13 protein-coding genes and 1 pseudogene are annotated in these 21890 nt (G+C 59.9%); 10 read left to right on the plus strand and 4 right to left on the minus strand.

The genetic code is table 11. The features are described from left to right. Positions 1–122 precede the first annotated feature (122 nt). Entirely contained in the window at positions 123–2039 is a 1917-nt protein-coding gene (locus ACIGGF_RS14160) for a flavin-containing monooxygenase (protein ID WP_397521921.1), read from the plus strand. A gap of 18 nt (positions 2040–2057) precedes the next feature. Here the strand turns inward: ACIGGF_RS14160 and ACIGGF_RS14165 are convergent, their stop codons facing one another. Further along, complete coding sequence (locus ACIGGF_RS14165; protein WP_222073795.1) at positions 2058–2729, minus strand: hypothetical protein; 672 nt, start codon at positions 2727–2729, stop codon at positions 2058–2060. Between the two features lie 262 nt (positions 2730–2991). Here ACIGGF_RS14165 and ACIGGF_RS14170 point away from each other — a divergent pair, with 262 nt between their 5' ends. Together ACIGGF_RS14170 and ACIGGF_RS14175 are read left to right on the plus strand one after the other, a co-directional pair. Next, on the plus strand, positions 2992–3516 hold the full coding sequence (locus tag ACIGGF_RS14170; protein WP_397521922.1) for a hypothetical protein: 525 nt from the start codon (positions 2992–2994) through the stop codon (positions 3514–3516). 23 nt (positions 3517–3539) lie between these two features. Further along, positions 3540–4055, plus strand: coding sequence for a hypothetical protein (locus ACIGGF_RS14175; RefSeq protein ID WP_397521923.1), 516 nt, complete (start codon positions 3540–3542; stop codon positions 4053–4055). Positions 4056–4121: 66 nt separating this feature from the next. Here the strand turns inward: ACIGGF_RS14175 and ACIGGF_RS14180 are convergent. Then, positions 4122–4894 (minus strand): annotated as a pseudogene (locus tag ACIGGF_RS14180) (hypothetical protein). A 121-nt stretch (positions 4895–5015) separates the two neighbouring features. On the opposite strand from ACIGGF_RS14180, the gene ACIGGF_RS14185 reads away from it, so the two are divergent. Both ACIGGF_RS14185 and ACIGGF_RS14190 read left to right on the plus strand, forming a co-directional pair. Continuing rightward, complete coding sequence (locus ACIGGF_RS14185) at positions 5016–7466, plus strand: AAA family ATPase (RefSeq protein ID WP_397521924.1); 2451 nt, start codon at positions 5016–5018, stop codon at positions 7464–7466. Beyond that, on the plus strand, positions 7463–7846 hold the full coding sequence (locus ACIGGF_RS14190; protein ID WP_397521925.1) for a hypothetical protein: 384 nt from the start codon (positions 7463–7465) through the stop codon (positions 7844–7846). Before ACIGGF_RS14185 ends, ACIGGF_RS14190 begins: the two co-directional genes overlap by 4 nt. 808 nt (positions 7847–8654) lie before the next feature. Here the strand turns inward: ACIGGF_RS14190 and ACIGGF_RS14195 are convergent. Further along, positions 8655–9911: a DNA-methyltransferase gene (locus tag ACIGGF_RS14195; protein ID WP_397521926.1), complete on the minus strand. Its 1257-nt coding sequence runs from the start codon at positions 9909–9911 to the stop codon at positions 8655–8657. Between the two features lie 2 nt (positions 9912–9913). Beyond that, on the minus strand, positions 9914–10537 hold the full coding sequence (locus tag ACIGGF_RS14200) for an ApaLI family restriction endonuclease (protein WP_397521927.1): 624 nt from the start codon (positions 10535–10537) through the stop codon (positions 9914–9916). Positions 10538–11294: 757 nt separating this feature from the next. Between ACIGGF_RS14200 and ACIGGF_RS14205 the strand changes: the two genes are divergently transcribed. From ACIGGF_RS14205 to ACIGGF_RS14225, 5 genes are all read left to right on the plus strand, one after another. Continuing rightward, positions 11295–11444, plus strand: a complete 150-nt coding sequence (locus ACIGGF_RS14205) for a hypothetical protein (protein ID WP_397521928.1) — start codon at positions 11295–11297, stop codon at positions 11442–11444. 1236 nt (positions 11445–12680) lie between these two features. Next, entirely contained in the window at positions 12681–15389 is a 2709-nt protein-coding gene (locus ACIGGF_RS14210; RefSeq protein ID WP_397521929.1) for a DNA methyltransferase, read from the plus strand. Then, positions 15386–17356 (plus strand): DEAD/DEAH box helicase, encoded by a 1971-nt coding sequence (locus tag ACIGGF_RS14215; RefSeq protein WP_397521930.1) that lies wholly within the window; start codon positions 15386–15388, stop codon positions 17354–17356. The genes ACIGGF_RS14210 and ACIGGF_RS14215 overlap by 4 nt, the downstream gene beginning before the upstream one ends. Next, entirely contained in the window at positions 17356–18552 is a 1197-nt protein-coding gene (locus ACIGGF_RS14220) for a GIY-YIG nuclease family protein (RefSeq protein ID WP_397521931.1), read from the plus strand. The genes ACIGGF_RS14215 and ACIGGF_RS14220 overlap by 1 nt, the downstream gene beginning before the upstream one ends. Positions 18553–19151: 599 nt before the next feature. Beyond that, on the plus strand, positions 19152–21890 hold the full coding sequence (locus ACIGGF_RS14225; RefSeq protein WP_397521932.1) for a PD-(D/E)XK nuclease family protein: 2739 nt from the start codon (positions 19152–19154) through the stop codon (positions 21888–21890).

Below are 21890 nucleotides of genomic sequence, written 5' to 3' on the forward strand. Positions count from 1 at the left end.
ACATTGTCAAGGGTTCAGATCCTGCGAATTTCGAGATCTCTAATCCCTTGCGCCGAATTGCCTAACCATGGTTAGTTGAGCTGTCGGAGTCGGATGGAGCAGCGCGCAAACAGGAGGTACCGGTGTCCACAGATGCAGCAACGGCAGCGGAGACCGTGGATGGGGTGGATCGGAATCGGCTGTCGCGCGCTCTCACCGCGGCGAATCTGCCCACGCTGGTGGCGGTGCTCTATCAGTTGACCGGCGATCGCACATGGCTCGCCGATCCGTATCGCCCCACCCGTAGTCGGGGCATGGACAACAACGACACGGGCGGGTTCGACGACGCGGTTGCCGACCGCATCCGCGCCGCTGCGCTCGACGCGATCTGCGCGTTCCACGAGGGTGCGCCCATGGCGGTGCCCGCGCCCGATTCGGAGCACCTGGTCGAGATGATCAGCGTGGCCGTCGGTGAGCAGGTTCCTCCCGAGTTCGGCGTCATGGTCGCCGAAGACATGGGCTTCACCGCCTCGGACACTCCGGTAGCTGCTCCGAACGATCTGTCGGTCATCGTGATCGGTGCCGGCGTCTCGGGGATGCTCGCCGCCATCAAGCTGCACGAGGCGGGCATCAGTCACGTTGTGCTCGAGAAGAACTCCGACGTGGGCGGCGGCTGGTTCGAGAACACCTACCCCGGTGCCGGCGTCGACACCCCCAGTCACCTGTACTCCTACTCCTTCGCGCCGCGGGCGTGGAGCACGCACTTCGGCAAGCGCGACGAGGTGTGGCAGTACCTCAGTGATGTCGCTTCCGAACATGATCTGCGGCAACGTATTCGCTTCGACACCGAGGTGGCGACGGCCGAGTACGACGCGCAGAGGCAAGGCTGGACCGTCACGACAGTCGACGGCGAGATGCTGACCGCCGACGTGGTGATCACCGCGACCGGTCAGCTCAATCGGCCGAAGGTGCCGAAGATTCCCGGGCTCGAGTCGTTCGACGGCCCGATCTTCCACACGGCGAACTGGCCGGCCGAGTTGGATCTGACCGGCAAGCGCGTCGCCATCGTCGGAACCGGGGCCAGTGCCATGCAGGTGCTGCCGGCCATCGCGTCGACGGTGGGGCATGCGACGGTGTTCCAGCGTTCGCCGCAGTGGGTGTCGTCGAGCGATGTGTACTTCACCGAGATGGGCGACGACGCCAACTACCTGATGGATGTCGTTCCGCTGTACCGGCTTTGGTATCGGACCAGGCTCGCCTGGAACTTCAACGATCGGGTGCACAGCTCGCTGCAGGTCGATCCCGAGTGGGAGCATCCGCAGCGCTCGATCAACCCGATGAACGACGCCCATCGACGCGTCTTCACTCGCTACATCGAAGCCGAGCTCGAGGGTCGACCCGATCTGATCCAGAAGTCGCTTCCCGATTACCCGCCTTTCGGCAAACGGATGCTTCTCGACAACGGCTGGTACGCCGCGCTCAAGCGAGACAACGTCACCCTCATCGCCGACGCCGTCGCGTCCATCACCGCCAATTCGGTTGTTGCGCGCGATGGCTCGGAGACCGAGGTCGATGTAGTGATCCTGGCGACGGGCTTCGAGACCCACAAGCTGCTGACGCCGATCGACGTGCGCGGACGATCGGGTGAGTCCATCCGCGATATCTGGGGCCCGGAGGATGCGCACGCATATCTCGGCATCACCGTCCCGGACTTTCCGAACTTCTTCATCACCTGCGGTCCCGGAACAGTATTGGGTCACGGGGGCAGTTACATCACCATCGCCGAGTGCCAGGTGCGCTACATCGTCGATGTGTTGATCGACATGGTGGACAAGCGAATCGCAGCCATCGAATGCAAGGCCGACGTCGAGGCTGAGTACGTCCGTAAGCACGACGAGGCGCACGCGAAGATGATCTGGTCGCACGGCGGCATGGACAACTGGTATCGCAACGATGCCGGGCGGGTGGTCTCGACATTGCCATGGCGAATCGTCGACTACTGGGAGATGACGCGGCGGGCCGATCTGGACGACTTCGTCACCGAGCCCCGTCGGGCCTAGTTCGCTCGGAAAGTGTTGTCAGAAAGCAATGTTGATGTCGCGGGAGATGGCGAATCCGTGGTCGCCGCTGTAGCAGGCGATGCCGGCTTCGGTGGAGCGGCAGAAGGTGCCGGTCACTCCGACGACCTGGCCGTATTCGAGTACTCGCGGTTCGCCGTTGTTCGGGTCTCCGACGAAGATGCCCTGATTGGTGCAGATCTGTTCGACGGTGTCGTCCTGGTTGATCTTCACCCCGTAGGTGTTGTTCGCGGCATTGGAGCACTCGCGCCCGGTGTTTCCCGGCACCGAGTAACGCACCTGACAGCCCACAATGGTTCCGGGTGCGTTGTACGAGTTGAAGCCGCAGAACACGTTGCCGCTGGGGGACTGGAAAAAGTATTGGCCGCCGGGTTGTTCGTAATCGCGGGCATCGACGTTGACGTCGTCGCGATTCGGGGCAGGTGGCACAGCGGGAATGCCCTGCTCGACGGGGATGGTCGGTACCGGAGCCACGTCAGGGATTTCACCGGTGGGCCCGGGGCCGCTACCGCCGTCGGAGTCGGTGTAGCCGTTGGCCGACGGCGCTGCGGCTGCACTGGTGGTGGGCGGGGACGCGGTTCCGGCGGGTTCCTCGGATCCGCAGGCGACGGGTGCGAAGCCGGTAGCGGCGATCAGTGCGCACGTGGCCACGACTCTGCGGACTCGACTCATTCGTTCGTCCTCACCGGTGGCTGCCGAGTGCAGCACCTCTGCCCAATTCATCGAACGGGCCAAGTGGTCTGTTAACGTCGGTCGGGTCACGACCCCGTCACGAATCGGTATACGAGTGGTCCTTTTGTCGCGGTGGCTGCGAGGGTTGGTCGGGTAACGGCTCGAGCGGCGCTCGATGTTTCAGGTTCGGGCTCGAATGAGTGGTCCGGTGCCCCGAGCGAACCGGTATTCCATTGTGCGACATGAGCGGAAGGCGTGCGGTATGCGAAAGACGTTGCGGCGAGCGGTCGTATCGATCGCACTGACAGTTCCGTTGCTGCTCGGCGTCGGCCTGGGAACGGCTGTGGCAGCGCCGCAGACCACGCTGCTGCAGGTTCCAGTAGTGACCGGTTTTCAGATCGCGCAGGGAGCAGTGCCCGGTGGGCTCTTTCAGGCCATTTCGATGAAGGCCACGGTCGGGACCGAGCCGGGTGTTCTGCTGTTGTCCGCGGCGAATATCGCGCCATATGCAGATCAGTATCCGTACCGAAGTCTCGGTGTGACTTGGCGGAACTGGGACATCGGATTCCGTGGAACCGTAGGACTGCGGCACTGGCAGGAGGACCCGAACCCGGGACCGCCCAACGACCTCCCGCCGCAGCGCACAGAACAGTTACCACTCGAGGTCGCGCTGCCCACGGGTAGTGGCTGGGTCGAAATCACCGTGACTCACTACCGCGATTACTACGACGGCGAGCCCTACATCGACACGCTGATCCCCGGCAAAGGCTTGATTTACGTGCCCTGAGCGCACCTACGAAAGGAAACTCGATGAGGAAAACGATCCGCTGCGGCTTCGCCGCCCTGGCGCTGTCCGTCCCCCTGGCCTTCGGCGTAGGTGCCGGAACTGCAACCGCTGCGCCGCAAGAGTCGGTACTGCAGGTGCCTGTCGTCACCGGGCCGGAATTCGTCCCCGCGGGCGTTCCCGGAGGGCTTTTTCAGACCATTCCCATTCGCGCGGTGGTCGGCGAGAAGCCGGGTGAGGTGCGCTTCTCGGTCGCCGACATCCGGCCGTACTACTACCAGTTCGCTTACCGGCATCTGACGGTCAACTGGCGCAACCTGTCCACCGGTGAGGCGGGCTCCGCCGGCTTGCGGCACTGGAACGACGAGATCGATCGGACTCAGCCGGCCAATCAGGGTGGTCCGCAGGCCTACCGCCTGCCGACCGAGGTGACGGCTCGAACGGGTGCGGGTCCGGTATTTGTGACGGTGACCCACGACCGCGAGAATCCCGATGCGTCGAATGCTCTGATCCCCGGGCTGGGTGTGTTGTTGGTGCCGTGATGTGTGGCAACGGTCGTTGTGCTGCAATACGTTCCACGCTCGAATATGCCTGATCTGCCGGCTGATTCAGAACAACGTGGGCGCGGTGTAGCGGCCGTTCCGTGCTTCGCTGAGTCGGGCGCTCCAGCGCTGCACGAGCCACATTTCGACGAGCTCGGGGCTGGTGCCGATGTCGGTGGCCCATGCGGTGATGAGTTCGACGTAGCGGTCGTAGCGGCGACGAGTGAACCCGGTGACGGACGGGTCTTCGAGCCACCCTTCGTGGATGAGGGTCGAGACTCGTATTGGTCGATCAGCTGCGCCGGACCGCCGTAGACCGACGCCTTCACCGCCCACAGGAAAGTCGCCATCAATGACATTCCGACGCCGGGGGCATCGGGCCAGCCGGACCAGGTCGAGTTCGGATGGTCGGGCACTGCGCGGTTGCGGACGCAGCTGTCGAGGACAACGAGCGTCTTGGCGACGGGGTTCTCGTCGGGACGGCTGAGGTGCGGGTTCATGACGTCGGGGAATCGCCGCATAGCCCTGCGGTGCCGGTGACTGCCCTGCCAGGCTGCGCAGAGAAATAGCAGTCCGAGCGAATCGTGTTCGCCTACAGCCAGATCGGTGCCGATTCGTAGATCGTTGCGCTGCACGGTGGCGTCGCCGTATTCGACTATTTCGCCGTCGAGGTTGCGGCCGCGCAGCCGCAGATCATGACCTGCTCGGTCGAGGTGCCCGTTCCACCAATCCAGGTCTACCTCCACACCGTCGTCGAGGACATGTAGGTCGTAGCTGCGGTGCTGACACCACTGCACACAGGCCGTGGGAGGCGGGAACCCCTCGTCGAGTCGTGACATACCGCCATCGAAGCATCGGGTACCGACAGATTCGGTGCCGTTTTCGATGTCCCTGCGAACTGTCGGTCTCATATGGAACTGTGGGGTCTGGTTAGCCATCAGAACGAACAGGGGAGTGCCGGTGACCGTTGCCGACAATGCTGTCGACAGGCCACTCGTCGACGTGGTGATCGAAGCCATCGACGCGGACAATGACCTGTCCGACGAGGCCAAGTACTTCGTTCTCGCAGCCCTGGAAGGGCCGACAGCACTACAAGAGCTACTCGACGGCATCTCGACCCCGCACGTTCCGGAGCCGTCGGGTAGCAAGCTTGTCGAGGAGCCGGTCGGTGCATTTCTGACCTCGATCACTGTCGCGGGATTCCGCGGCATCGGGCCCAAAGCTGCGCTGGAGCTACACCCCGCGCCGGGCATCACGATCGTCAGTGGCCGCAATGGATCGGGCAAGTCGAGCTTTGCCGAGGCCCTCGAATTCGCGATCACCGGTTCGAGTTACCGCTGGGAGAACAAGGCCAAGCTGTGGGCCGATACCTGGCGCAATCTGCATCAGGGAGATCCGTGTGAGGTGCGGGTGGGGCTCACGATCGAAGGGTCCGAACCGACGGTAGTCGGTGTCGACTGGACCTCCGATGCCGCGCTGAAGGGATGCTCCACCTGGACTCAGGTGGGAAAGCAGAAGCGCAGTACCGGCACCGATGCACTTGGGTGGAAGTCAGCCGTCGAATTGCATCGTCCGATCCTGTCCTACGACGAGATCGGCGGACTGTTCGACGCGACGCCGTCCACCCTGCACGACGCACTGGCCAAACTCCTCGGACTCGACGAGATCACCGATGCCGAGAAGCGACTGGCAGCGGTCCTCAAGGAGGTCAAGGAGCCCCGGCAACGAGCAGCGGAGAGCCTGCGCCAGCTCAAGAACTCGTTGTCGGATGCGTCGGACGATCGTGCGAAAAATGCTGCAGCCCTGGTCAGGAAGCGGGTTGCGGATCTCGACGCGGTGCTGGCGCTGGCCACTGGAGTCGACGCACCGGCATCGCCCGCACTCATCGGCTTGAAGCGGCTCGCAGCGTTGAGCGCACCGACGCAGCAGCGTGTCGACGAGGTGGTGGCCGAGCTTTGGGCGGCTGCGGCCGATACCGCGGATTCGGCTGATGAGGCACTGTCGGTGGTGGAGCAGCGCAACGACCTACTCGATGCGGCAATGCGACTGCACAGCGAGACGGGCACTATCGAGTGCCCGGTCTGCGCGGCGGGGACGCTCGACGATGCGTGGGCCGAGCACTCGCGGGCGCAGCTTGCCGAGCAGAGCCAGAAACTGGCCGCCTACAAGAACAGCCGCCGCCGACTCGACCAAGCGCAACGCGCCGCAGTCGAACTGAGGAACGGAATCGCCGACGCCACCGCAGTGGAGGGCGTCGACCTGCCTTCCTTGTCCGAGTATCAAAAGTCCGTCGCCGCGGCGCGAGAGCAACCGTCGCGTTCTTCCGGTGTGGCGGATCACTTGGCTACGACGCTCCCGGCGGTTATCGAGTCTGCTGATGCGCTGCGCACCGAGGCCGAGGAAGCGGCGGCTCAGCGTGAGGACACGTGGGCACCGATTGCTGGACGGCTGGCCGCGTGGGCCACTCTCGAATCCGCGGCGCGAGAGGCGGATGATGCCGTCAAGAACGTCGACACCGCCAAGAAGTGGATTGCCTCGCATGCCAAGCAATTGAGGGATCAGCGGCTTGCGCCGATTGCCGAGCAGGCGCGCGACATTTGGGCGGAGTTGCGCCAGGAAAGCAATGTCGACATCGGTGCTATCAACTTGGTGGGTCACAACACCAGCAGGCGAGTGGTGATGACCGGCTCGGTCGACGGCGTGGAGTCCGAGGCACTATCGGTGATGAGTCAGGGCGAGCTGCATGCGTTGGCATTAGCACTGTTCATACCGAGAGCGACTACGCCGAACAGTCCGTTTCGATTCATCGTGCTGGACGACCCTATCCAGGCGATGGATCCGGCGAAGATCGATGGCTTCATCAAGGTGCTGTCGACGCTTGCGAAGACCAGGCAGGTCATCGTGTTCTCACACGACGACCGATTGGCCACTGCAATCAGGCAACTCGCAGTCGACGCGCGACTGGTGGAAGTGATGCGCGAACCAGGTTCCAACATCAGTGTTTCCGAGACGCAGAATCAAGCGACCCGGTATTGCAACGATGTGCGGGCATTGGTGTTGGACGAGAATGTGCCCGAGGACGTCAAGCGGCGAGTTGCGCCGGGCTTGTTCCGGTTGGCTCTGGAATCGGCTGCGCAGCAGGTGTTCTACGCAAAGCAACACCGGGCGGGGGAGTCTCGGATGGCGACCGAAGAGCGGTGGTCGTCAGTGCACAAGACGCGCAACAAGATTGCGCTGGCCGTGCACCAGGATTCCGAACGCGACCTATCGCAGTGGCTGGGCTTCCGCACCGAACGTTTCCCAACGCTCCATATCGCGAATGCCGGTACTCATAACGGTGCCGATCGACCGATCACCTGGGAAGTGGTGAACGATTTGAAGAAAATGGTCGACGGGATCCTCGCCGAATGACTACGACAACGTCGCCAGCAGTTGCGCTCCGCAACGCGGAATTGCTGCTCGACGGAGGTGTTAGTCCGGCAGGCGGTTCGGCGCGTCTGGCCGCGTTCCTCGCTCGCCAGGCGTTGGAGGAGTTGGTGATCGGGCGATGTGTGGGGTTGGGTGTCGACATCGAGCGGCCGAGTATGCGATCGAGGTTGGTGATCTTGCGGTCCCTCGACACAGCCGAGAACGCCGACGCTGCCGCGATGGCATGGGACAGGTTGAGCAATGCCTGCCATCACCACGCGTATGAACTCGCACCGACGGTCACCGAAGTGCGGCACTTGTGTGGAGTGGTGGCCGTGTTGTTGGAGCGCAAATGTCGACCGAACCGATCGGTGCCGGTGTAGCGGCATTCATCGACCCTATGATGGATATACAGAGCTAGCAGTGGCTGTCCGTCTTGGCGCGCAAGGTCATTGTCAAGGGCGTTTGGCAGGTGCACTTCGTTACCGGCAAGGTGGTTCCGTGTCGTTACGCATTGGTAATTTTTCATTATAATCGGTACGGAAAAGTCACCGAGCGGCCCCGTTTCAGCATTCGGTATTCGGCATTATTGTTCAAACACCCACCGTCATCAATTTGGCCAGATGGCGACTCTCAAACGCATCCGCAGCAACGGCGAAAAGTACGAGCTGGACGTCGCCGCCCGACCTGGGGATGTCGCGCGGATGCAGGGATTCTGCCTAATTCCCGATGTACCGCGCAGTTTTGGTTCTGGTCGCGAGCAACTGCCCGGCAGGCCCGGAGAATGGTGAACGCCTCGAGCTAGAAGGTCAGGATGTGTTGGATTCGACTGACATTGAAATCTCGCTGACTGACGAACTTGATACGTGGTCTGACACCCCATCTTGACGACCGAAAGGATGGGGGCGTCAGCGGTGCGCGTCGAACAGCATTTTCTTGAACAGCCGGTTTTGCGGAATTGTCAGCATCCGTACGCTTTTTTGGAATGAGGGGCGTGATAGTAGATAAGCGGCGGGCGCGACCGATGGGATACGGAGACTTCGTTAGCGCTGTCTCGGTTGACCCCGGGGGATACCCCTGGAGAGCATTTGCCTTAGCCCAGATTGGAGAAAGGAGCTATTATTCTTGGCGTCGATGGAAGGTTGGTAAAAAGACGCACGCCAATTACGGTATGACTGCATAGAAATCGAATTAGAATAGCGTGACGTCACACTTTGGTTCTTTCGCAATTATTTCAACATCTGATTGTAGATCTTTAGGAATCGCTTTCAGTAACGAGTCGAGCGATTTTACTGCTTCCGCATAATCGCTGACTCCGCATGTAGCAATAGTGAGACTGTCATATTCTCGGATTTCAACATCAGAGTTTTCGGTTCCTATTACAACACCCATCCGAAACTTGTTTTTCGCACTAGCTCTGACTATTTTACCCACCGCAGTTGGCAAAGACTCATTCGCTTTCTGAAAGAGCACTGGAATGGGTCGGATTTGGCCACCGACTTTGGCGAATCCGTCTATACCTTTGTTTCGCTCTACTGGTTGAATGTCAAGCATTTCCATCCTACTGCGTTCCAAACCTGACTTAGAGCGGTAAGAATTGACTCCTTTCTCCATGAGAGCCGACCGCGTCTTTACGGGAGCGTCCAGCCTAGCCTGGGTGAGTGTGATTGCATCGCTGGATTTATCTATACCTAGATAGGAACGGCCAAGCAGTTTCGCAGCTATAAGCGTTGTTCCGCTACCGCAGAACGGATCCAATACCATATCGCCGGGTTCGGTAGTGAGTTCGATGATGCGCTCCAAAAGTAGGATTGGCTTTTGAGTTGGATACCCGGTGCGTTCCTTCGCTTTCGGATTTAAGAATGGAATTGACCAGACATCAGACAGTGGTACCCCCTTTTTTTCTTTCATTAGCTCGGGGTCGCCGGATGCAGACTGCTTGTATGCCGCTTTGCCATCCGCGTTGCGTTCGCGTTTTTGAAAGATCTGATCTATATTTGTTGTTGCGGAGTAGGCCTCGAAGGTGGGAATAAATTTGAAATCGGATGATTTACTATAGAAGTAGATGTTTTGATGATTGTTGAGGAGGCCTTTCTTGGAGTTCGACCATCTCTTGTAGCTCCAGATTATTTCACTTTGAAAGTTTTCGATGCCGAACACTTTGTCAAGTAGCACTCTTATGTGGTGAGACGCTGCTTTATCGCAATGCAGGAAGATGCTGCCGGTGTCTTTCAGCACGCGTCTCATTTCGATTAGCCGTAGTTCAAGAAATGAGATGTAGGCACCGATCGATTCCCAAGTGTCCTCAAACTCGAACTTCTGCTTCGCACCCTTTGAACTCAGGCGATGCGTACGTTGACTAAAGAAAGGCGGGTCAAGGTAGATCAAGTCAACCGACCCCGTCGGCAATTTCGACAGGATCTGCAGGTTATCGCCTTCGTGCAGCATGGTTATCCTCCGGTTTTTTCAGATCCTATCATCTCCAGAATTTCGAGAAGGTCGATCCCGGTGTACTGCTCGATGAACGCCCACGAGTCCGCTGCGAAGTGGCACTCGCCACCCATCTCGGTATAAATAGTTTTGATTTTCTGTTGAATCTTGATTGCTTGCGCGCGGTTCGGCGCGTAAAACATTACGCGAATCGGGTGATACCCGGCTTCCTTAATGTTCAAGACCCGCGCGTGCTCCTTTGCAATATGGTCACCATCGGTAGTCGCGTCTCGCCACTTGATCTCGATTGCATCTTGGCCGTTTAGCGCGTCTATTTCGAAGGTCTTTGGTCGCGAACTCTGTGTGTTAGCGATTCGAGTCTTAACCGCGTCCGGGTACTTCAGCTTGATGCAGAGCGCGGCCGCGTCCTCAAGAAAAGCCCCAGCATATTTGTACAAGAATCGTCCCTTGTTTTGGTACACATCGATCAGCCGACCCTCCTCTTCGGCAATTCCAAGGACTTTGTACAGCAGATAGTGAGAATTATCGTCCTGCTCCATCTCAGTCACACGTTTCGCGATCTGAGAACCGAGCTGTAGCGAATGTTTGTCTGCAAGGTCCTTGATTGATTCATACGCGCCCATGGCAAGCCAATCTCTCGGTCCGAGACGAACGCCGACTGCAGCGCACCTAGCGTAGATCGCAGCCGCAAGACAGGTTGCGGCCCAGTCGCCACGGCTAAAACTATAGGAAGGCTAATGGTATTAGCGACGTTTCAACCCGGCGTGTCGAGTTTCGACGTTGGGCTGATCTGCTGACCTGAGCGGTCCGGACTGTTCCGCCGGGTGAGTCGAGGGTGGCTCGCTGCGGCTCGACCGGTGCGGATCGGAATATTCTTCCCGGTCTTTTTCTCGTGATGTGCACGAGGGCTTTCGGTGTCACTGCGGTGTGGCGTCGGCGGTATTCGAGCCCGGGTAGCCGGCGCGGTTCGCCGAACAAGGTCCGAACGCGCACGACTCGCGGCTTCATCGTGTTTGGTGTAGCGCTTCAGGTCTTCCGCCTTGAACGGCACTCCAACCATCAGCACTCGCAGAGGCGCTGAATGGCCGTCTCGTCGAGCTCTTTTGTACGACGACTTCGGTGCCGATCAACAAGCGGAGAGGCGACAGCTAGTCCTTGATCTGGCGAAACGTGTCTGGTCCGTGGAGCGAGTTTCCGCATTTCGAGTGTGAACGGCTGGTGGTTTTTCGCGTATCAGGTAGCTGAGCCTAGGTCGCACCATGGCGGTGACTGCTTGGCCGACATCGCTACCCCGCAAGAATATGCGGGTGTGTCGGGCAGGTGGCATCGGACCCGACAGTGTCCCGAGTGGTCTCGGGCCTGGCCTGTTTTGTTCCGCGTGTGCTCGCAGGGATCGACAACGCCCGCGCGGAGGCTTGCGCTGCGGCGTGGGCACACGCCGGTGATCGCGCGCCCAGTCACGAGATTTCTGCGCAGAACCCGATCGTGATCGACCTCGCTGCCACCCCGTTCACCGCCCATTCGGAGTAAGAAGAAGCAACACCGACCTACAAACGCGGAATCGGATTCCACCACTTGCTGGCCTTCGTTGATCACGGCAAGGCCGGTACCGGAGAACCCGCCGCAGCATTTCGAGGTCCAGGAAACGCAGGCTCGAACTCCGCCGTCGACCACATAGACGTGATCGGAAAGCATTGGCACAGTCGCTATTCACCGCCATTCACCGCCATGCAGCGACCTGGAAGGAATGTGCTGACTGCGCTGGCGCGAGTGACCGTCACATTCCTGACCTGACTGCACCGGCAGCAGGTGTCGTGCTCGATCGGCTTCGGGCTCACCGACTCCGTGGTCGACGCTCTAGATGCTGTTCCTTAGAATGCATGGTCTGTTGCCGTCGACTCGGAGGAAAGGTCGGCGATGGTGCAAGGGTCATTGACGCCACCGCAAACGATCCCACCAACATGAAGGTCAGCCTCTCGGGCATTGGAACCGAGCGCCCAATCGATCGGCAAGGCCGACACGCCTTGCCCGATCGAGGTGAGCGACATCGAAATTCACAATCCCGGCCCGCTTAGGCCACCAAGTCAGCAGGAAGAAAGATCGAGGCTAGGACGGTCACTGAGCAGCCTCGTCGAAACCGTCAACCTCATCGAGGCCAAAGGCTCATCTCTGCGCAGCATGACCGAAGGTTTCGATACCGCTATCATGGGCGGCCAGCGACACACCATATCTCGGGTTTACTCGCCGGGTTCGAGCGAGACCTCGTCACAGAACGTGCCGTGGCCGGCCTCGCCGGTTCGCGGGCCCCCGGCCGCATCGGCGGGCAACCGGCCAGGATCGACGCCGAAGAGGCCCGCAACATTCGCCCAATGCCAGACGACGGCACAGCGAGAACAGAGATCGCAGCAGTGCTTGGAATCGCAAAAGCGACCCTCTATCGCAATCTCAGCGTGTCTGTGCGCTTACGGATTAACCGACCCTCGGCGCGCTCTGGATGCCCTCGATGGTTGCATTCAGCATCCTCGACCCGTTCGAGTGCCTATCGGAGCTGGCCGTGCCACCCAGCGTGGTTGCACGATCTATGCAGATCCGTGATCTACCTCTCGGCGATCTCACGCAGGAGTAGGTATTGCCGTTGCCATCGCCCTGATCCTTTTAGGACTCCGGGGACGCTGGTCGCTTTACTAGGGTGTTTACTTGAATGACATGATCAAAGGCACTGGCTCGCCGCATGTCCGGCCGGGCGTCTAGAAGGGTTGAGCACGCATGGCGAGGTTGAATTTCAAAGCGGTCGAGGAGCGGGTCGCTCACCTCGGCAATCGTGAATCCTACGATCGCGAATTCATCTTCGACCTGCTGCTGGCCTACGGGAAGCCGAAAAGCAACGTCACTCTCCTACGCAACGGATCGCGGAACGTAGCGACCGACCCCGATCGCGAGGTCGCCCAAAAGAACGTCGTGTACTTCCGTGAGACCAACCGGGAACCACTGGCCGACATCGAGGAGCTTCGGACCTCACCGGCGGTAATGCGCTACAACACACGGTTCGTCATTGTCACCAACTACGACGAACTCGTCGCCGTAGACATGAAGACGGCGGAGAACAAAGTCTTCCCGATCCGAGACATCGCTAAACACTTCACATTTTTCCTGCCCTGGGCAGGCATGGAGAAGGCCCAGTACACCTCCGAAGCACACGCTGACGTCAAGGCTGCGGAACGGATGGGCAAGCTGTTCGATGAGCTCCTCGCAGCCAACCCGAACCTGATCCACCAGGCGCATGGCCGCCATGCCTTGAACGTGTTCTTCACTCGGCTGCTGTTCTGTTTCTTCGCCGAGGACACCGGAATCTTCGACGATAACCAGTTCTCAAGGGCGGTCGGCTCACACACCCAGGCCGACGGCTCGGATGTCGCGGCCTTCCTCACTGATCTGTTTGCTGCGCTGGACACCGAGGCGGCCGGTGAAAGGCCGCACTACCTGTCGGCGTTCCCGTATGTCAACGGTCGCTTGTTCGAGGTTTCGACACAGCATGTGGTTCCTGGCTTCACCCAACATTCCCGCGCCTTGCTGCTCGATCTCGGGGCGCTGGACTGGAGCGAGATCAACCCCGACATCTTCGGATCTATGTTCCAGGCCATCGTCACACCGGGGAAGAGATCGGATCTTGGTCAGCACTACACATCGGTACCGAACATTTTGAAGACGATCGAACCACTGTTCCTCGATGGTCTCAAAGTTCAGTTCGACTCAAGTTTCGACAACGTCACCAAGCTGGAGAGATTGCTTGAGCGGATCGGCCAGATCAAGGTTTTCGACCCCGCATGCGGCTCGGGGAACTTTCTGGTCATCGCCTACAAAGAGCTCCGCCGACTGGAGCACGCGATCCTTGAACGCCTTGCCGAGCTAAGCGCCAAGCATCAAGTCCTGTACGCGGTATCGAAGATCGACATCGAAAACCTCTACGGCATCGAAATCGACGACTTCGCCGTCGAGGTAGCGATCCTGTCACTCTGGATCGCCAAGCACCAGATGAACCGCGAGTTCAAGGAAAAATTCGGAGTCGAGATTCCACTGATTCCGCTCAAGGAGACCGGTCAGATTCACGCTGACAACGCCACGCGCGTCGACTGGAATGTCATTTGTCCGAATGACGCCCGGTCCGAGATCTATTTAATTGGAAACCCACCATACGCCGGCTCTAAGACTCAACAACCGGCCCAAAAAGAAGATTACGGGTTTGTTTTCAAGGATCGTCCGTACTCGAAGAATCTCGACTACATCGCGCTCTGGTTCATGAGGGGTGCTGACTATATCGCGGGAACGGCCGCCGAACTCGCTTTCGTCACTACGAACTCCGTTGCCCAGGGTGAGCACGTCGGACTCATGTTTCCGGCAATATTCGGCCAGGGGGTCGAAATTGGATTCGCCTACACCTCGTTCAAATGGGAGAACAACGCGAAGCGAAATGCCGGAGTGACTGTCGCCGTGATCGGGTTACGAGCTATTCGCACTGGCCCAAAATATATATACACCGACGACCTGAAGATTACCGCGAAAAACATTAACGGATATCTCGCCGACGGCGCGAATGTCTTTGTCGATAGGCGAAATACCCCGCTTGGCGCACCACGGCCAGCGATGGTCTTTGGGTCGATGCCGCGAGATGGTGGCGGCCTGATTCTGTCACCGGCGGAGCGAGACCAACTGATCAGCGAGGATCCTCGATCCGCTGATCTGATCAAGCGGTATATGGGTTCGTCCGAGCTAATCAATGATGGTGAACGTTATTGTCTGTGGATCGATGACGGCTCCCTGGCCGCAGCACGGTCGATCCGCTCGATCGCAGGCAGGCTCACCCGAGTCGGCGCCGATCGCGCGGAGAGCAAGGCTGCGAGCACCGCCGCCTACGCGGCTAAGCCTCATCGATTTGTCCAAATCAGCTACAAGTCGACGGATTCAATCATTATCCCTAGCGTCTCATCTGAACGCCGCGAGTACATCCCGATGGGCTATCTAGGCCCGAACACCGTCGTGTCTAACCTTGCGTTTGCTGTGTACGAGCCGGAGCCATGGCTGTTCGCTCTTTTGACGTCACGGATGCATATGGTGTGGACACGAGCTGTTGGCGGCAAGATGAAGACCGACTACCGGTATTCCAGCACCATCGTTTACAACAATTTTCCGGTGCCCCCGTTGCTGGACGCGGTGACGGAGAAGCTGACGCTGGCAGCGCTGCGAGTGTTGGACGTCCGGGAGTATCACTGCGAGAGGACTCTTGCTGAACTCTACGACCCGGACAAGATGCCTGATGATCTCCGGTCAGCGCATGCAGAGGTTGACACGCTGGTGGATTCGATCTATTCCAAGACCGGTTACGAAGCCGATGAGGAGCGATTGTCGGACCTCTTCGCTATGTATGAGGCAATGACAATCGAGGAGCAGGCGAAACCCGCGATGAGGAGCAAGAAGTGAGTGGTGCCGTGAACGTCGTTGATGTGACTTACGCGCAGACCGGGGCGTCGGTGAACACTGACGCGTTGGGTATGCGAGAGATGCAGCAGCGGGTATTCGCGAAGCGCACCGCCCAGCATCTGTTGATTAAGGCTCCACCGGCGTCCGGCAAGTCGCGGGCGTTGATGTTCGTCGGCTTGGACAAGCTGTTCAACCAGGGCCGCACGAAGGTGATCGTCGCGGTTCCAGAACGCTCCATCGGTGCATCGTTTTCCTCGACGAAGTTGACCTCAGATGGGTTCTTCGCGGATTGGGAGGTCAAACCCGAGCGGAATCTGTGCACGCCCGGATCGTCGGCAGGCAAGGTCGATGCGTTCATAGACTTCCTGGCCTCCGATGATTCGATCCTGGTGTGCACTCACGCGACGCTGCGCTTCGCATTCGAACGGCTGGCGTCAGCAGAGTTCAACGGCACGGTGCTGGCGATCGACGAGTTCCACCACGTCTCCGCCGATATAGAGGGCAGCCGTTTGGGCGCGCTGCTCAAGGACGTAATGGCTGGTTCGGATGTGCATATCGTTGCGATGACCGGCTCGTATTTCCGCGGCGATTCGGTTCCGGTGCTGTCCGCCGCCGATGAGGCTCAGTTCACGCCGGTGACGTTCAACTACTACGACCAGCTCAACGGCTACCGCTATCTGAAATCACTGGGGATCGGGCACCACTTCTATCAGGGCCGCTACACCGAGGCAATCGCCGACATCTTCGATCTGGACAAGAAGACAATCGTGCACATCCCGAACGTGAACTCCGGTGAGTCGACCAAGGACAAGATCGAGGAAGTCGGGTTCATCATCGACACGATCGGTGAGGTGATCGACACTGAACCCGGCACCGGCATCATCCGAATCCGTCGCGCAGACACCGGGCGGGTGTTGCGAGTGGCTGACCTGGTCGACGATACCGACCAGAACAAACGGGCCGACACCTTGCACTATCTGACGTCGGTGGCCGCGAAAGAGCGCGACGGCGTCGACATCATCATCGCTCTCGGCATGGCCAAGGAGGGGTTCGACTGGCCATTCGCCGAGCATGCGCTGACCGTCGGATATCGGGCGTCTCTGACGGAAATCATCCAGATCATCGGCCGGGTGACCCGCGACAGCCCCGGCAAGGCGCATGCGCAGTTCACCAACCTGCTCGCCGAGCCGGACGCCGAGCGCGGCGAGGTAACGGTCTCGGTGAACAACATGCTCAAGGCGATCACCGCATCGCTGCTGATGGAACAGGTTTTGGCCCCCAACTTCGCGTTCAAGGCCAAACGCGGAAACGACGACGCTCCAGAACCGGGGACCATCAAGATCAAGGGATTCAAAGAGCCATCGAGCGAGCGCGTCAAGCAGATCGTGGAGACCGACCTGAACGACCTCAAGGCCAACATTCTGCAGAACGAGACGTTCGCGAAGGCCGCCGCCGGCAGTGTCGACCCGGAAACGACGAACAAAGTCTTGATCCCCAAGATCATCCGAGAACGCTACCCAGACCTCACCGAAGAGCAGGTCGAGGAGGTTCGGCAGCAGGTCGTCGTGGACTCAGTAATCAAAAACGGTGAGGTCAAGCAGGTCGGTGACAAACGGTTCATCAAGATGGCCGACACATTCGTCAATATCGACGACGTCAACATAAACCTGATAGATACCATCAACCCGTTCCAGCGGGCGTTCGAGGTGATGTCGAAGTCGGTGACACCGTCAGTACTCAAGATTATCTCCGATGCAATCACCTCGACGCGAGTCGTAATCAGCGAAGAGGAGGCGCTCGCACTGTTCCCTAAGATCCAGACATGGGTCACAGTTCACGGGAGGCGTCCCGACGTGCGATCCGATGAGCCCACCGAAAGACGCTACGCCGAGGCACTGCTCTTTCTGCAACGCCTCAAGCAGCAGCGGACGGCCGCCACACCGACAACCGGTAACGAGACCCCCTGATGGCGCTAGACGACGACAGAGCCGAAGACGCTGTGCCAGAGGTCGATCCATTCCAGCAGTTGATCGACACCGATGTCGACGGCCTGCTCGACCTGCCCGATAAGCCTGCGAAAGTCACCTCAAGCGACCGACTCGAACGGGCTTTCCTCGAAATCGTGGAGTTCCATCGCACGCATGGCCGGCTACCGAGCCCTACGACGCGGGAGATCTCCGAACGCAAGCTCGGCGCGCGCCTGGATGGCATTCTCGCCGACGACACCAAGACCGACGCCCTCGCCCATCTCGACGAGCTCGGAATGCTCCAGGTACCCGAGGCTCCGGGCTCAATCGAGGAACTCCTCGACGATGATCCACTCGGCCTGCTCGCTGACGAGTCCGGCATTCTGGACGTGTCGGGCCTTCCGGTTCGCCGGCAATATTTCGCCCCCGACAACATCGCCCGGCGTCGCCCAGCGTCGGGCTTCGCAGAGTTCGCACCGCTGTTCACGCAGAAGCACGCCGAGCTACGTGACGGCATTGCCCAGTTGATGCCGTACCCAGGTGTGACACACATAGCCCCCGGTGCCTTCTTCGTTCTCAACGGGGTGATGCTGTTCGTCGCGGAGGTCGGCGAAACGGAGTATAAGAAGTCGACCGTCCGCGATTACAAGCGTGAGAGACTGCGCTGCGTTTTCGAGAACGGCACCGAATCGCGGATGCTCCGACAGTCTCTGGCAATAAGACTGGGCGACGAGGACGGGCAGATCGTCGCGCCTCGTGTCCAGCCGGAGATCCTCACCGACGACGAAGTCAGCGGATACATTTACGTATTGCGCTCCCTGAGCGCCGATCCGCTCATCGCCGGAATCGACGACCTGCACAAAATCGGCTTCTCACGTGGGCCGGTTGAGACAAGAATAAAGAACGCGGAAAAATCTCCCACGTACCTGATGGCACCGGTCGTAATAGTCGCGACCTACCGTGTCTACAACGTGCGGGCGGCAGCGGTGGAAGGCCTGTTACACCGTGTCTTCGCCGAAGTGCGCCTTAATTTGACCCAAGTTGATAGCAAGGGCCGCAATTACGATCCGTCAGAATGGTTTTGCGTGCCCCGCACAGTCATCGACCAGGCAGTCGAACTGATCACATCGGGTGAAATCGTGCGCTATCAATACGATCGGGAGCTTCGGCGGCTGATCGAGCGCACCGACATTTGAATTCGAGGTTCTGACGGTGCCCACATGAGGCTCTTTGAGGAATAGTACTTCGCAGATCTCGAACTGCATTTTGAGAATTTCGCGTGGGGTCGAGGCCTTTCCTTCCGGGCAATAAAAAAGAGCTTTCGCGGTTCGCAGTTGGCGATGTTCGGTTGTCGAGGACAATCGCGTTCTGAGAGCGAAGCTCACTCCTGGAAAACGGCGTGATTTGGTTGCCGCGGCGAGGAAGGTGGTCAAGCCCATTTGCCCTCATCCAACTGTCGCTGTACCGATATGATTCGCCCGCGTGTCCGCCGGAAAGCCGCTGCAGTCGGTACAGTAGCTGGCCGACGTCCCTGAGGTAGTCCGCCCATCGGCAGGGCACCATGGCTTGACTGACGCGGCTCTAACCGCAGTAGCTGCCGACAAGCGGTCACAGCGAGGTGGCTTCGAGCAGCGGATCTGGCTTGAGCAGCCACGTTGACAGCGCTGCCTTGGTCAAGCAGCGGACGCGGACCGTGACAGTCGGACATGATGTAAGGGTGGGAAACCATCTGTATGGCCGCCTCGCCGACGCCGTCACTCAAGCGAAAGGGGGTCGCCCACTTCGACTCGTCACGGTGATCGTGCCCAGTCGAGGTGCCATCCGTGACGTTCTCCAGTACCTCGCCCGACACGGCGGGGTTGCCAACACTCGAGTCCTGACACTCGGTCTGGCTGTCGACACGCTGGCTGCCCCTGCACTGGCACCCCGCGTCCCACTGCCGTTCCCATATCTTGCCGCGTCCGTGCAGAAGGTGCTCGCCGACGAGCCCGGAGTCTTCGTCGATGTTGCGGATCAGCCCATCACCGCCGAAGCCTTGGCCGCTGCCTCACGCACGCTCGGTGCGATTGCTGGTCCATCACCCGCTGACACGACTCCTCTCGTGCGGGACATGCTCCGTGTCCACACTGCCGCCACCGCCGCGCACACCGATACGCACTACCTTCCGCACGAGGCATACGCCGCCGCAACATCGCGCACCGATGAGCTGGGTGAGGTGGTGGTGTTTCTCCCGACAGCAGCGGACGCCGGAGCGTCGCAGTTTCTCGAAGCTCTTACGAACCGTGGTCAGCTGATTGAACGCGATGTTGAACCGCTCGGCACCATGGTGATTCACGCTTCCGACGCCGACGACGAGGTTCGGTCGATCACCAGGCTTGTCCGGCAGCATCTGTCAGAGGGAGTTCCGGGACACCGGATCTGTCTGTTCTTTGCGAACTCCGATCCTTACCTACGTTTGATCCATGAGCACTTCGGCAGCGCAGGAATCGAGTTCGCTGGCGAGCAGTGCCACGCCATGAGATATCGGCCGGCCGCACGATCACTACGTCGACTACTCAGTATCGACACAGACTCCATGCCTCGACGCGAACTGCTGTCCATCCTGTCCGAACGCGTCGTGACCTGGTACTACGGAACTCCTATCGCAGCTCTTCCACTTCGGCGCGTAGAGCGACTGACTCGCGCAAGGATAAAGATTGTCGGCGGCTCCGATTGGGAAAGACTCACAGAGCTGGACCCAGAGGACCGGGACGCCAACGTCGCCACAGCGTTGCACTCCTTGGTGATCACCCTCCGCGATGATCTCAATGCGGTCGCAAGTGCCGCGACATGGTCTGAAGCATCGCGATGCGTGATCGACGTCTTAGGGCGCTACTTCAACGGCCGGTCGAAACACTCAGATGATCCGACCACCAATGACTTACGTGCTTTGACGACGATCTGCCTCGAGCTGGGCGAGCTGGACGGGATCGCACCGCCGCCTACATTGTCGGGAATCGTCAACGCGATCTCCGTGCGAATCGATGCTGTGCCGGAGACAATCGGAACCACGACATCCGCCGTCACAGTCGGCCCTATCGTCGCCGGCGCAGGACGAGACTTCGACGTATGCATCGTGGTCGGCGCGGCCGAGGGCATTCTTCCCGCCACACGGCGCGAGGATCCGCTGCTGCCGAGCGCACTCGTTGGCCGCACTCTCGCCGGCGAGATCCAGAACCAGAAGTCGCAGTTCCTAGCCACGCTGGCGTCGGGACAGAAGCACCGCGTCGTGTCCTTCCCTCGCGGGAGTATGCGCGGGGGAGCGGAGAAGGTGCCGTCGCGGTGGCTCATGCCCACGCTCGATACCCTGTCCGGAAGCAAGATCGGCGTCGTCGACTGGCAGAAGCAGACTGCGAACGTCGAGTCCATCGTCACGGTCGAGTCGTTCGACGTCGCGACACAAACCGTCGATCCTCGTATCGGCGTCAGTGCAGCCTCGGAGACCGAATGGCGACTGCGCGCACTGGTAGAGCACGCAGCAGATGACCGCCGGGGCGCTCTGGACGACTCGATCGTCGATGCGGGGATGGAACTTCGCAGCGACAGACTGCACGGCCGGTTCACCCGCTTCAACGGCAACGTGTCCCACATCGAGAACGCCGTGACGTTCTTCGATAAACCGGTGTCGGCGAGCAGGCTCGAAGATTGGGTGGCGAGCCCGTACCGCTTCTTCGTCAAGACAGTCCTCGGCGTCGACACACTCGACGATCCCGACGACGCCGCGCAGCTCGATCCGCTGACACGCGGCAACCTGATTCACCTTTCCCTCGAGCGCTACGTCCAAGGAACGATCGACGGCATCGAGGCAACGCTCGAGCACCTCATCGAGGTCTCCGAAGAGGTCCTGGCCGACGCCCGCGTCGACGCTCCCGGATGGCTACCGCAGCTGTGGGAGAAGGACAGCAGCATCATCCGTCGCGATCTTGTCGAGTGGTTCGAGCTCGACCGAACTGACCGCGAAGGGGGATGGACACCACTGCATGTCGAACGCAACTTCGGCGTCGAGCCCGACGTGGTGGTGCTCGATCTTGTCGGCGAGAAAGTAGCGTTCGCCGGGAAGATCGACCGGATCGATCGGCACTCAGATGGTCGTATTCGGGTCACCGACTACAAGTCCGGTCAGGCGACGTCGTACAAGAAGCTCTCCGGATCCGAGCCGACCGACGGCGGCATCAAGTTCCAGCTTCCAGTGTATGGACTGCTGGCGCTGACGTTGGGCAACGAGGTCACGACGCGGTACTGGTTCGTCAACCACAAAGCGAAGTATGAGACTATCGGCTATCCGCTCACCGATGCCGCAGTCGAAGTGCTGAAGGCAGATATCTTTCGGGTGCACAGAATGATTCGAGCCGGGTACTTTCCGCCGCGTCCACCGGACAGCTTCTGGGCCAACCCGCTGATCGACCTCATCGGGAAAGCAGGACTGGAACGAGCGTGGTCGAGTCTGCGAGATGTGCCGGAGCTCGCCGACTACCGCGCGAAGTACGGAGACTGA

The organism is Rhodococcus sp. NPDC078407 (genome assembly GCF_044542515.1).
In the GTDB taxonomy this organism is placed as follows: domain Bacteria; phylum Actinomycetota; class Actinomycetes; order Mycobacteriales; family Mycobacteriaceae; genus Rhodococcoides.